Here is a 12,273-nt window from a genome sequence, read left to right as displayed (position 1 = left end):
TATGCCTTGAAAAGATAGCCGCACGCGACACCCTGCGCCACCGCCGCATCTTGACCGGACCCGCCGCGCGCGTCATATCGCGAAGCCATGAGCACACCCCTGTCCCGCATCCGCAATTTCTCCATCGTCGCCCATATCGACCACGGGAAATCCACCCTGGCCGACCGGCTCATTCAGCTTACCGGAACGGTGGCCGAGCGGGACATGAAGGAGCAATTGCTCGACGCGATGGATATCGAGCGCGAGCGCGGCATCACCATCAAGGCCAACACCGTCCGCATCGAATATCCCGCGAAAGACGGCGAGACCTACGTTCTGAACCTGATCGACACGCCCGGCCATGTCGATTTCGGCTACGAGGTCGCCCGCTCGATGCAGGCGGTCGAAGGCTCGCTTCTGGTGGTGGACGCGACGCAGGGCGTCGAGGCGCAGACGCTCGCCAATGTCTACACCGCCATCGAGGCCGACCACGAAATCGTGCCCGTGCTGAACAAGGTCGACCTTCCGGCGGCAGAGCCCGACCGCGTGCGCGAGCAGATCGAGGACGTGATCGGCATCGACGCCTCAGAGGCCTGCCTCATTTCGGCCAAGACGGGCGTCGGCATTCCGGACGTTCTGGAAGCCATCGTGCAGAAGCTGCCGCCGCCCGATGCGGGCGATCCGAACAAGCCGCTGAAGGCGATGCTGGTCGATTCGAAATACGACCAATATCTCGGCGTCATCTGTATCGTGCGGATCATCGACGGCACCCTGAAGAAGGGCGACCGCATCCGCATGATGAAGACGGGCGGCACCTATGACGTGGACGATGTGGGCGTCTACCGCCCAGCCATGACCAACGTGAAAAGCCTCGGTCCCGGCGAGATCGGCTATCTCAACGCCTCGATCAAGCAGGTCCGCGACACCCGCGTGGGCGACACGATCACGCATGAGAAAAAGCCCTGCGAAACGCCGCTGCCGGGCTTCAAACCCTCGGTGCCGGTGGTGTTCTGCGGGCTCTTCCCGGTCGATGCGAACGATTTCGAGGATATGCGCGACGCGATCGAGAAGCTCGCGCTGAACGACGCCTCCTTCACCTACGAGATGGAGACCTCCGCGGCACTCGGCTTCGGCTTCCGTTGCGGCTTCCTCGGGCTGCTGCACCTCGAGGTGATCCGCGACCGGCTCGAGCGGGAATACAATATCGAGCTCATCACGACCGCCCCTTCGGTGATCTATCACCTCTACAAGAAGGACGGCGAGCGGATGGACCTGCACAATCCCGCCGACATGCCCGACATGACCTATGTCGACCATATCGAGGAGCCGCGGATCAAGGCGACCGTCATGGTGCCCGACGAATATCTGGGCGACGTGCTGAAGCTCTGCCAGGAGCGGCGCGGCATCCAGCTCGACCTGACCTACGTGGGCGGGCGCGCGATGACGGTCTATGACCTGCCGCTCAACGAGGTGGTGTTCGACTTCTACGACCGGCTGAAATCGGTGACGAAGGGCTATGCCTCCTTCGATTACGAGATGATCGGCTACCGCGAGGACAACCTCGTGAAGATGTCGATCCTGGTGAATGACGAGCCGGTGGATGCTTTGGCCATGATGGTCCACCGCGACCGCGCCGAGATGCGGGGCCGGGCCATGTGCGAGAAGCTGAAAGAGCTGATCCCGCGCCACATGTTCAAGATCCCGATCCAGGCGGCCATCGGAGGCAAGGTCATCGCGCGCGAGACGCTGTCTGCGATGCGCAAGGACGTGACCGCGAAGTGCTATGGCGGCGACGCGACCCGGAAGAAGAAGCTTCTGGAGAAGCAGAAGGCGGGTAAGAAGAAGATGCGCCAGTTCGGCAAGGTCGAGATCCCGCAGGAAGCGTTTATTTCCGCTTTGAAAATGGACTCTTAAGTCCATTTTCAAAGCGCGTGGGCGACAGCGTGTTTTCAACGAAAACGCGCGTGCCCACCCCGGTTGAATGAAGCGCATGCGGCGCGCTTCCCGGTAGTTATCCAGATATCGAACAGTCGAAAGCGCCTGCCCGGGGGATGGCGCACTGCCGCTCGAACGCAAGCGCTTTATCCACGCAAAACCGGCGCGCAGTTCGAACGCAGGTGCAAGCCTTGACGAAGCGCCAGCCCGTCCGGGGCAGGCAGGCGCTGGAGCGCGGCGGTCGCAAGCGACCTTGATTCCGCGCTCAGGGTGCGTTGTTCGGCTGGCAAGATGCTTGCGCTCCGCATTGCATCAATCTGCGGCTCGCCAATCAGAAATCCGTGCTAAAGGCGCAGGGCCATGTTTCCAAAAGGTGCTATGTTTTTCATGTTCAGATACCTAGGTCTGTCAGCGCTCTCTCTCCTTGTCACCGCCTGCACGACCCAGCCCAACCACCTCGGCAACCCACTCCTCCTGCCAGTCTCAGCGCTCACCACCGGCGCAGAAAATGCGGTCTACGGCGCCCGCCGCGCACGGGTGAAGGACGCGGTGATCGCAGCGGGTCCCGCGCTTTTGACGGATACGGAGGTCCAAGAAGCTCTCTGGCGGGCAGCCCCCGTCCCGACCGCTGATCGCGCCACCGTGCTGCGCGACATCGCGGACCTGCCGGACCCCGGCAGCGCGGAATGGGCCGAGGCGGCCACCGTCGCGATCATGGTGCGGCTCTAGGCGCCGAAGCCCTCACCCGCCGCGATCCGGTCGAGAAGCCCGTCGGCTGCGCGCTCCACCAGATCGAGCGCGCCATCGAAATCGCGCGTGAAATACGGGTCCGGCACGTGCCCCGGATGATCCCCCGCGACCACATCCGTGAAGCCGATCAGGGCCGCCCCTCCCGAGCCGGGGCGCAGAGCGCGCAGGTCGGACAGGTTCTCGTCATCCATGGCGACGATCAGATCGAACCGGTCGAAATCGGCCCGGCTCACCTGCCGGGCGCGCAGATCCGTGAGGTCATAGCCGCGCGAAGCAGCCGCCGCGATCATCGGCGGATAGGGTGGCTTGCCCACATGCCAGTCGCCGGTGCCCGCCGAATCGAGCCGCAGATCCATCCCCCGCGCCGAAGCCTTCGCGCGCACCACCCCTTCCGCCGAGGGCGAGCGGCAGATATTGCCAAGACAGACGAATAGGATGGAAGTGGTCATGGGCGCCTCACGTGCATTGCGCGGCAAGGGTAGCCAGACCCGGCACGGAGGCAAGCATGCGCCCGGAGAAAATCGTGATCCTGACCGGGGCGGGCATTTCCGCCGAAAGCGGGCTCGGGACGTTCCGTGACAAGGACGGCCTCTGGACCAAGCACCGGATCGAGGACGTGGCCACGCCCGAGGCCTTCGCGCGCGATCCCGCCCGCGTGCACGCCTTTTACAACGCCCGTCGCGCGCAGGCGGCCGATGCCGCGCCCAACGCGGCGCATTTTGCACTGACAAGGCTGCAAGCTAAATGCGCAGGCGAGGTGGTGATCGTCACCCAGAATGTCGACGGGCTGCACGAGGCCGCGGGCGCGGACGTGATCCACATGCATGGGGAGCTGTCCCGCGCGCTCTGTGCGGCCTGCGGGCATCGCTGGGACGCCCCGCGCGCGATGGAGGTGGGCGCGTCCTGCCCCGCCTGCAACAGGCCCACAGCACGGCCCGATATCGTCTGGTTCGGCGAGATGCCCCATCACATGGACGCCATCGCAGCACATCTCGGAATGGCGGATCTCTTCGTGGCCATCGGAACTTCCGGCAACGTCTATCCCGCGGCGGGCTTTGTCGAAGAAGCGCGCATGGCGGGGATCCCGACGCTCGAGATCAATCTCGAGGAAACCTCCGCATCGGCGCTCTTCGACGAGACCCTGACCGGACCGGCCAGCACGGCCGTCCCCGCATGGGTGGACGGCCTGCTGTCCGACTGAGCCTGCGATCAGTACGACATCTTCTTGCCGTCATGCGATTTCATGTCGCCATGGCCCTGCATGTTGCCGTGGCCCTGCATCCCGCCGCCATGCGCAGGGCTGCGTTCGCGGTCCACCTCGATCTCGAGCGGCAGTTCCGTTCCATCTGCGAAACCGAGCGTCAGCGGCACGGTCTCGCCCTGAACGAGCTCCATGTTGAGGCCCATGATCATGACGTGATCGCCCCCGCGCTTCAGCAGGTGCGTTTCGCCGGGCGCGATCTCGATCCCGCCTTCGATCTCGCGCATCATCATCATGCCGTTCTCATCCTCGCGATGCTCGTGCAGTTCCACCTTGGCCGCGATATCGGTGCTGGCAGAGACCAGCCGCATGGGGCTGTCGCCTGTATTCTCGAGTTCCATGAAGGCCGCCCCGGTGGGCGCGGTCGGTGCGGCGCTACGGATATAGGCGTCACGCACGATGATTTCGGCATTGGCGGCGCTCGCCATGAGGCCAAGAGCCAGCAGGCTGGCGGAGACAGTTTTGGTAAACATGTTGGGGTCCTTTCCCGATTTTCGATCTGTGGTTTGAGGTCAGATCGAAACCGGTGGCGCCCTTGCCTGCGCGCGCGGCAGCTCCGCCTGCGCGCGGGATGTCATGGCCGTGTCGACATGCAGCTTCGAATAGCGCAGCGCCACCGCCACGACGCCGGTGGCTGCGACGGGCGCTGCGAAAAACGCGGTCGCGGCATCGGGGCAAAGCTGGCTGTGCCGAACCGGATCGCCATTCACATCGAGCGTGATGACTTCCCGCTCCAACCCACCGCAAAGCACGACCTGCCCGGCAATGGCCGGCGCGCCGCGCGCAATGGCAAGCTCAACGCTCACCAGGGCGAGAATGGCGGCCAGCAGGGCCGCGATATGCGCACGATAGGTCACGGTCAGAGGGTTTACCGGTTGTGGCAGGACAGGCAAGGCGGCAAATGCGCCGCGCTCTTCGGAATGCGCCACACCAAAGCACACACCTGCGACGCAGTGTTTGATCCACCGCAAAGCCGCGGCATGATGCATGCGACATCTTGGACCCGTGACCGCGCGAAAGGAATGCTCCGTGACCGACAGCTCCGACCTGGTGGCGACCCCCACGCCGCGCATTGCCCGGCTCTCGCCCGGTGATCTGCTCGGCGTGTTGCGGTGTGGCTGGCACGATTTCCGCCGCGCGCCGCTCTACGGGCTGTTTTTCGCGGGCGTCTACGTGGTGGCGGGCCTCGTCCTCGCGCAGCTGGGCGCGGATCTCTTCACCTGGACACTGACCTTATCCCTGGGGTTTCCGCTGATCGCGCCCTTCCTCGCGGTCGGCCTCTACGAGGTCAGCCGCCGTCTCGAGCAAGGCGAAGCACTCAGCTTCCCGAGCGTTCTGGGCGTGATCTGGAACGAACGCACCCGGCAGATCCCCTGGGCGGGCGCGGTGATCGTGATCTACTTCCTGTTCTGGTCCTTCTTCGCGCATATGCTGTTTGCGCTGATCATGGGCCCTTCGGCGTTGATGGGCCCGCCCGACGATCTGGCCACCTATCTCAACGGCACGGGTCTGACGATGATCCTGGTGGAGCTTGGCTTCGGCGCGGCCTTCGCCTTCCTGCTGTTTTCGCTGACAGCGATCAGCCTGCCCCTGCTTCTGGACCAGGAGGTCGATTTCGTGACCGCGATGCGCCTCAGCGTGGGCGCGGTGCGGGCCAATCCCGGGGTGATGCTGGGCTGGGCGGTGATCATCGCGACGCTCACCTTCCTGGCGCTCATCCCCTACTTCCTGGGGCTCCTCGTGATCCTGCCGATACTCGGCCATGCAAGCTGGCACCTCTACCGGCGCGTGGTGCAGCCCGCCTGATCCCGGAACCCGCCTGCCCCCTGAACCCGCCTGCCCCCGGAACCCGCCTGCCCCCAGAACGCAAAACAGCCCCGGCCAGAGGCACGGGGCTGTCTCGATCAGCTGCGTGGACGCGAATCAGGCCTCGGCCGTCTGCGCCTTCGCGATCTCTTTCTTGACCTTCAGCGCGGCGGCGGACAGCTCGGTGTCCTTGGCCTTCGCGAGGAACTTGTCGAGGCCACCGCGGTGGTCGACCGTGCGCAGCGCCGCCGCCGAGATGCGCAGCTTGATGCCGCGGCCCAGCGTTTCGGACTGAAGCGTCACGTTGTTCAGGTTCGGCAGGTAACGCCGCTTGGTCTTGTTGTTGGCGTGGCTGACATTGTTGCCAACCATCGGGCCCTTACCGGTCAGTTCGCACACGCGCGACATGGGTTCATCCTCGTCAATGTCAGGGCGATGATCCGTTGAGGTCGGGTCCATCGCCAAAATGGGGAAAGGGCGCCGCTTTTGGCCACGCCCGGAATCTCGTCGCGCCTCTCTAGGCAAGTGCCGCCATGGCGTCAAGTCCCGCCCGTGCCCGCCTGCGGCGTTCGCTGCAGATAGGTGGTCAAAAGCTCCTCGGCCGCGGCCGCCGCGGTCAGATCCCCCGCCTCGACCTGCCCCGCGAGCTGCGCCATGGCCCCCTTGACCGGCTCGCGCTTCAGCGTTGAAAGCAGTGCCTCGCGCACCTCCGCTTCGAACCAGTAGCGGGCCTGATGCGCCCGGCGCCCCGCCCAGTGACCCGAATCGCGCCGCCAGGCCGCGAGCGCCTGCATCTCGTCCCAGGCGCGCACCAGCCCCTCTTCGGCAACAGCCGAGACGGTCAGCGCCTTGGGGAAGCCCTCGGGATCCTGCGGCCGCTTGCGCAAGAGCCTGAGCGCGCCCGCGTAATCCGCGCAGGTCCGGGTGGCTGCGGATTTCAGCTCGCCATCGGCCTTGTTGATGAGGATGATATCCGCCATCTCCATGATCCCGCGCTTGACGCCCTGCAGTTCGTCCCCGCCCGCAGGTGCCAGCAGCAGGACGAACAAGTCCGACAATTCCGAAACCACCGTCTCCGATTGCCCGACCCCCACGGTCTCGATCAGGATGACGTCGAAATCCGCCGCCTCGCAGAGCTCGATCGCCTCACGCGTACGCCGCGCGACGCCGCCCAGATGCGACTGGCTGGGCGAGGGCCGGATGAAGGCGCCCGGCGCCCGCGTCAGCCGCTCCATCCGCGTCTTGTCGCCCAGGATCGAGCCGCCCGACCGCGCCGAGGACGGATCGACCGCCAGCACCGCCACCTTCAGCCCGAGATCCGTGAGCATCATCCCGAACGCCTCGATGAACGTGGACTTGCCCACGCCCGGCGTGCCCGACAGGCCGATCCGCATCGCCTCGCGGCCATGATCTGCATCCTTCAGCCCCTGCAGGAGCGCGATCGCGTCGCCGCGATGATCCGCCCGGCCGCTTTCCACGAGCGTGATCGCCCGCGCCAGCGCCCGCCGCTCGCCCTTCAGGATGCCCGCCTGCAATGCCTCGATATCCATGCCGCCTCGCTCGTCCCGGTCTTGCCACGTTCTGACCCGGCCCCGCCCCGCTGTCCACCCGCCGCGTCCCACCTCCGCACGAGGGCGCGCCGCCCCTGTCACGACCGGACCATAAATACCTCCGGAGAGCGCGAGAGGCAGCGCCTCTCGCACGGCGCGGGCACCGCGCCGTTCAGCTCCGCCGCTTGGCCCGGAGCGTCGGGTCGGCCTCGCGCGGATCCTCGGGCCAGGGATGTTTCGGATAACGCCCGCGCATGTCCTTGCGCACATCCGCATAGGAGCTTTCCCAGAAGCCCGGCAGGTCCATCGTGGTCTGCACCGGGCGGCCCGCAGGCGACAGAAGCGTGACCCGCAAGGGCTGGCCTCCGACCTGCGGATGCGTGGTCTGCCCGAACATTTCCTGCAGACGCAGCGATATCTCGGGCGCCTCGCCGGAATAATCGATGGGGATGCGCCGCCCAAGCGGGGTGGTGAACGCGCCCGGCACGGCGCGGTCGAGCGCCTGACGCTGCCCGTAATCGAGCATCGCCTCAAGTGCCGGCAAGGGATCGAACCGCTTCCAATCCTCCGCACTGCTCACGCCGCCAAGAAACGGCAGGAGCCATTCCTCCAGCCCTGCGAGAAGCGCCGCTTCATCCATCGCGGGCAGATCGAGTCCGCCCGCACGGGCCAGTTCCACCCGCGCCACGAAGCGCTGTGCCTTGGCAGGCAGGCGCAGCCCCAGCATGCGCACGCCCTCCAGCATGGCGCGCGCCAAAGCCTCCTCGGGCGCATCGCTCCAGACCCGGTCGTCGAGCGCGATGGCCCCCAGCCTCTCCTGCCGCCGCGCGACGACGCGGCCCTCGCGCTTCGACCAATGGCAGGTCTCGACCCAGGCAATCTCTCCCTCGAACACCGCGCGCAATTCGGCCTCCTCGATCCGGATCGCCTGCCGGATGCGCGCCTCGCGCGGATTGCCGTCAAGATCCGTCGCCACGATCAGCCGCGCACCGGCCAACGGGTCGTCATCGGCCATGAAGGCGCCCTTGCCGCCCGAGAGCGCGAAGCGTGCGGCATCGCCCGTGCGGCGCAGACCCACCCGGTCGGGATAGGCCAGCGCCGCCATCTGCGCGGGGCTCAAGCCCTGATCATCGGGGGCCAGCCGCGCAAGCCGCTTGGCCTCCACGCGCACGCGCTCGATTGTTCCGCGATGCACCTCCCCGCCGCGCCGCACGGCAAAGCCCTTGGGATCGCGCAGCGCCTCGAGCCGCAGCACCAGATCCACCTGCGCGCCGCGCAAGGGGTCGCGCTCCGCGAGAAGCGCCGCAAGGGGCGCCGAGCCCGCCCCCGCCCGCGCCAACATATGCGCAAGCCGCGGATGCAGCGGCATCGCCGCCATCTCGCGTCCATGGGCCGTGACCCGGCCTTCCGTATCAAGCGCGCCCAAATCCCTGAGCAGGGCCTGCGCCTCCGCATAGGCGCCGGGACCCGGCGGCGTCAGGAAGGGCAGATCCTCCACACCCGCGCCCCAGACCGCCAGTTCCAGTGCCAGCCCTGCAAGATCCGCGACCTCGATCTCGGCAGGCGGGAAAGCCGGAAGCGCCCCTTCCTCCCCCTTCGTCCAGAGCCGGAACGCAACCCCCGGCGCGACCCGGCCCGCGCGGCCTGCGCGCTGCGCCGCCTCCGCCTTGGAGACAGGCTCGGTGACAAGGCGCGACATGCCCGAGCCCGGATCGAACCGCGCCCGCCGCGCCCGACCCGCATCCACGACAACGCGCACATCCTCGATGGTCAGCGATGTCTCCGCGATCGCGGTCGCGAGCACGATCTTGCGCCCCGATGCCTCGGGCCGGATCGCCGCGCGCTGTGCGGCAAAGGCCATCGCACCGAAAAGCGGACGGATCACGAAATCGCCCGGCAGCCGCCCCTTCAGGCGCGCCTCCACGCGCCGGATTTCCCCCTCCCCCGGCAGGAAGACCAACATGCCGCCCGTCGTCTCGTCCAGCACGGACAGCACCGTTTCGACCACCGCATCCTCCAGCCGCTGGCCCTTCGGCACGGGGGCGCTGCGCCAGCGCGTCTCGACCGGATAGCTGCGCCCTTCCGAGGTCACCACGGGCGCCTCCATCAGCGCCGCCACCGGCCCCGCATCGAGCGTCGCGGACATCGGCAACAGGATCAGGTCGTCGCGCAGCGCGTCGGCCACTTCGAGGCACAGGGCCAATCCCAGATCGGAATTGAGCGAGCGTTCATGGAATTCGTCGAAAAGCACCGCGCCAACTCCCACGAGTTCCGGGTCCGATTGCAACCGGCGGGTCAGGATCCCCTCGGTCACGACCTCGATCCGCGTCGCGCGCCCCACTTTCGCCTCGCCGCGAATGCGGTAGCCCACCGTCTGCCCGACCGGCTCGCCCAGCGTCTCGGCCATGCGTTCGGCCGCCGCGCGTGCCGCCAACCTGCGCGGCTCGAGCATCAGGATCGTGCCATCCGTCAGCCCCGCCTCCAGCATTGCCAGCGGCACGCGGGTGGTCTTGCCCGCCCCCGGCGGGGCTTGCAACACGGCACGACTGCGCGCGCGGAGGGCCGCGATCAGATCCGGGATCGCCTCTTCGATGGGCAGGCGCGTCACGACCGCCACGCGCGCAGGATTTTATCTAAAATCCTGCCCTTGCTCACGCCCCGAGGCACCACCGCATGATGGCCTTCTGCGCGTGCAACCGGTTTTCCGCCTCGTCCCAGATGACCGAATTCGGCCCATCCATGACCTCCGAGGTCACCTCTTCCTCGCGATGGGCGGGCAGGCAATGCATGAACAGCGCATCGGACTTCGCCCCCGCCATCAGGTCGCGATTGACCTGGTAGGGCCGCAGCATGTTGTGCCGCCGCTCGCGCGCCGATTGCGCATCATGCATCGATACCCAGGTGTCCGTGATCACGAGATCCGCGCCCTCCACCGCCTTGTGAGGATCGCGCTCGATCGTGACGTTGACGCCCTTGTTCCGCGCAAGCCCCACGAATTCCATCTCCGGATCAAGCTGCACAGGCCCGGTGAAGGTGAAGTCGAACCCGAACTGCGCCGCCGCATGCAGCCACGAGGCGCAGACATTGTTGCCGTCGCCCGACCAGACCACTTTCTTGCCTGCGATGGGACCGCGATGCTCCTCGAAGGTCAGGATGTCGGCCATGATCTGGCAGGGATGGGTGCGGTCGGTCAGCCCGTTGATGACGGGCACGCTGGCGAATTCCGCCATCTCGGTCAGCACGCTTTCATCGAAGGTCCGGATCATGATCAGATCGACGAAGCGCGACAGCACGCGCGCCGTGTCGGCGATGGTCTCGCCGTGACCCAGCTGCAGATCGCCGCCAGACAGCACCATGGTCTCGCCGCCCATCTGGCGCACGCCCACGTCGAAGGAGACCCGCGTCCGCGTCGACGGCTTCTCGAAGATCAGCGCAACCATGTGACCCGCAAGCGGCTGCTCCGCATCGGGCGTGGCCTTGGGCGCGCCGTTCCGCGCGGTCTTGATGCTGCGTGCGGCGTCGATCATGCCCCGCAGATCGGCGGGGTCGGTTTTGTGGATGTCGAGGAAATGGTTCATGAACTTGGCTTTTCGCAATGGGCCGGGCGCCGTCGCAGGCGCGGCCGGGACTAACAGGGTCAGGCGGTTTCGGTCTCGAGCGACAGGGCCGCACGATCGAGGCGCTGCACCGCCTCCGCGATCTCGTCTTCGCTGAGCGTGAGCGGCGGCAACAGGCGCACCACGTTGTCGGCAGCAGGCACGGTCAGCACGCCCTCGGCGATCCCGGCACTCACGATATCCGTGTTCGCCGCATGACACTTGAGACCGAGCATGAATCCGGACCCGCGCACGCCCTCGAAGACGTCGGGATGCGCGGCCACCAGCCCCTCGAGCCGCTGCCGCAAAAGCGCCGCGCGACGGTTCACATCGTCGAGGAAGGCCGGATCGGCCACGATCTCCATGACTTTCAGCCCCACGGCACAGGCCAGCGGGTTGCCGCCATAGGTCGAGCCATGCGTGCCCGCGACCATGCCCGACGCGGCCGCCTCAGAGGCCAGCACCGCGCCCAGCGGGAAGCCCCCGCCGATGCCCTTTGCGACCATCATGATATCCGGGGCGATCCCCGCCCATTCATGGGCGAAAAGCTTGCCAGACCGGCCCATCCCGCATTGCACCTCGTCGAAGATAAGAAGCGCGCCCGTCTCATCGCAAAGCTCGCGCAGACCCTTCAGGCAGTGATCCGGCACGGGGCGAATACCGCCCTCGCCCTGGACGGGCTCCAGCAGCACGGCGGCGGTTCTGTCCGTGACGGCGGCGCGCAACGCGTCGTGATCGCCGAATTCGAGATGCGTGAAGCCCGGCAGGAGCGGCCCGAACCCCTTGGTCATCTTCTCGGATCCGGCTGCGGCGATCCCCGCCGAAGAACGCCCGTGGAAGCTGCCCGAGAAGGCCACGATCTCGGTCCGCTCCGGCGCGCCCTTATCGTACCAATACTTCCGCGCCATCTTCACCGCGAGCTCGCAGCTTTCCGTCCCGGAATTGGTGAAGAAAACCGTATCGGCAAACGTATGCGCCACCAGCGCATCCGCCAGCGCCTGCTGTTGCGGGATCCGGTAGAGGTTGGAGACATGCCAGAGGCTGTGCGCCTGCTCGCTCAACGCCTCAACGAGCGCCGGATGCGCGTGGCCCAGCGCATTCACTGCGATGCCCGCACCCAGATCGAGAAAGCGTCGACCATCCGCCTCGATGAGCCAGCTGCCCTCGCCTTTGACGAAGGAGAGGGGCGCACGGTTATAGGTCGGAAGGACGGACGGGATCATGATCGTCTCCTTGAGAACGGAAGGCCAAGAGGTGCCAAGGGCACCGAGCCAAGTCAAGTTTTCGGGATGTATGACGGAAAGATATACGGAATTTGCGCTACATTGCTGCAGCGCGGATCGAGGCTCAGGCGCCTCGTCGGATATCGTGCATGGTCGTCATGCGGTTGCTCTAC

The 12,273-nt window shown here is 66.5% G+C and carries 12 protein-coding genes; 4 read left to right on the top strand and 8 right to left on the bottom strand.

Annotation, left to right across the window (positions count from 1 at the left end; genetic code table 11):
* The first annotated feature begins 87 nt into the window (after positions 1-87).
* Positions 88-1,893 carry a translation elongation factor 4 gene (gene lepA / locus FIV09_RS02935; RefSeq protein WP_152448587.1) on the top strand — a complete coding sequence of 602 codons (1,806 nt, stop codon included), beginning with the start codon at positions 88-90 and terminating at the stop codon, positions 1,891-1,893.
* A 408-nt stretch (positions 1,894-2,301) separates the two neighbouring features.
* Positions 2,302-2,643, top strand: coding sequence for a hypothetical protein (locus FIV09_RS02930; protein ID WP_152448586.1), 342 nt, complete (start codon positions 2,302-2,304; stop codon positions 2,641-2,643).
* On the opposite strand, the gene FIV09_RS02925 is transcribed toward FIV09_RS02930, so the two are convergent.
* The gene (locus FIV09_RS02925) at positions 2,640-3,113 is read right to left on the bottom strand and encodes a low molecular weight protein-tyrosine-phosphatase (protein WP_152448585.1); all 474 of its coding nucleotides are present in this window, start codon (positions 3,111-3,113) and stop codon (positions 2,640-2,642) included. The two genes, FIV09_RS02930 and FIV09_RS02925, sit on opposite strands and share 4 nt — an antisense overlap.
* A 56-nt stretch (positions 3,114-3,169) precedes the next feature.
* On the opposite strand from FIV09_RS02925, the gene FIV09_RS02920 reads away from it, so the two are divergent.
* Positions 3,170-3,865: an NAD-dependent deacylase gene (locus FIV09_RS02920; RefSeq protein ID WP_152448584.1), complete on the top strand. Its 696-nt coding sequence runs from the start codon at positions 3,170-3,172 to the stop codon at positions 3,863-3,865.
* Between the two features lie 8 nt (positions 3,866-3,873).
* Here FIV09_RS02920 and FIV09_RS02915 read toward each other — a convergent pair whose 3' ends face one another.
* Positions 3,874-4,398: a copper chaperone PCu(A)C gene (locus tag FIV09_RS02915; protein WP_152448583.1), complete on the bottom strand. Its 525-nt coding sequence runs from the start codon at positions 4,396-4,398 to the stop codon at positions 3,874-3,876.
* A 39-nt stretch (positions 4,399-4,437) separates the two neighbouring features.
* Positions 4,438-4,914, bottom strand: coding sequence for a hypothetical protein (locus FIV09_RS02910; protein WP_152455166.1), 477 nt, complete (start codon positions 4,912-4,914; stop codon positions 4,438-4,440).
* A 40-nt stretch (positions 4,915-4,954) separates the two neighbouring features.
* Here FIV09_RS02910 and FIV09_RS02905 point away from each other — a divergent pair, with 40 nt between their 5' ends.
* The gene (locus FIV09_RS02905; RefSeq protein ID WP_254702297.1) at positions 4,955-5,731 is read left to right on the top strand and encodes a DUF2189 domain-containing protein; all 777 of its coding nucleotides are present in this window, start codon (positions 4,955-4,957) and stop codon (positions 5,729-5,731) included.
* 117 nt (positions 5,732-5,848) lie between these two features.
* Here the strand turns inward: FIV09_RS02905 and rpmB are convergent, their stop codons facing one another.
* From rpmB to FIV09_RS02880, 5 genes are all read right to left on the bottom strand, one after another.
* On the bottom strand, positions 5,849-6,139 hold the full coding sequence (rpmB, locus tag FIV09_RS02900; RefSeq protein WP_152448580.1) for a 50S ribosomal protein L28: 291 nt from the start codon (positions 6,137-6,139) through the stop codon (positions 5,849-5,851).
* A gap of 131 nt (positions 6,140-6,270) precedes the next feature.
* The gene (gene meaB, locus FIV09_RS02895) at positions 6,271-7,281 is read right to left on the bottom strand and encodes a methylmalonyl Co-A mutase-associated GTPase MeaB (RefSeq protein WP_152448579.1); all 1,011 of its coding nucleotides are present in this window, start codon (positions 7,279-7,281) and stop codon (positions 6,271-6,273) included.
* A gap of 172 nt (positions 7,282-7,453) precedes the next feature.
* On the bottom strand, positions 7,454-9,889 hold the full coding sequence (gene hrpB, locus FIV09_RS02890) for an ATP-dependent helicase HrpB (protein ID WP_152452313.1): 2,436 nt from the start codon (positions 9,887-9,889) through the stop codon (positions 7,454-7,456).
* A 43-nt stretch (positions 9,890-9,932) separates the two neighbouring features.
* Complete coding sequence (gene argF / locus FIV09_RS02885; protein WP_152448578.1) at positions 9,933-10,859, bottom strand: ornithine carbamoyltransferase; 927 nt, start codon at positions 10,857-10,859, stop codon at positions 9,933-9,935.
* Between the two features lie 59 nt (positions 10,860-10,918).
* Entirely contained in the window at positions 10,919-12,100 is a 1,182-nt protein-coding gene (locus tag FIV09_RS02880; RefSeq protein WP_152448577.1) for an aspartate aminotransferase family protein, read from the bottom strand.
* Positions 12,101-12,273 lie beyond the last annotated feature (173 nt).

This window comes from Roseivivax sp. THAF197b (assembly GCF_009363255.1).
GTDB lineage: Bacteria > Pseudomonadota > Alphaproteobacteria > Rhodobacterales > Rhodobacteraceae > Roseivivax.
Note: the sequence above shows the minus strand (reverse complement) of the source record. Positions and strands in the feature narration are given on the sequence as shown.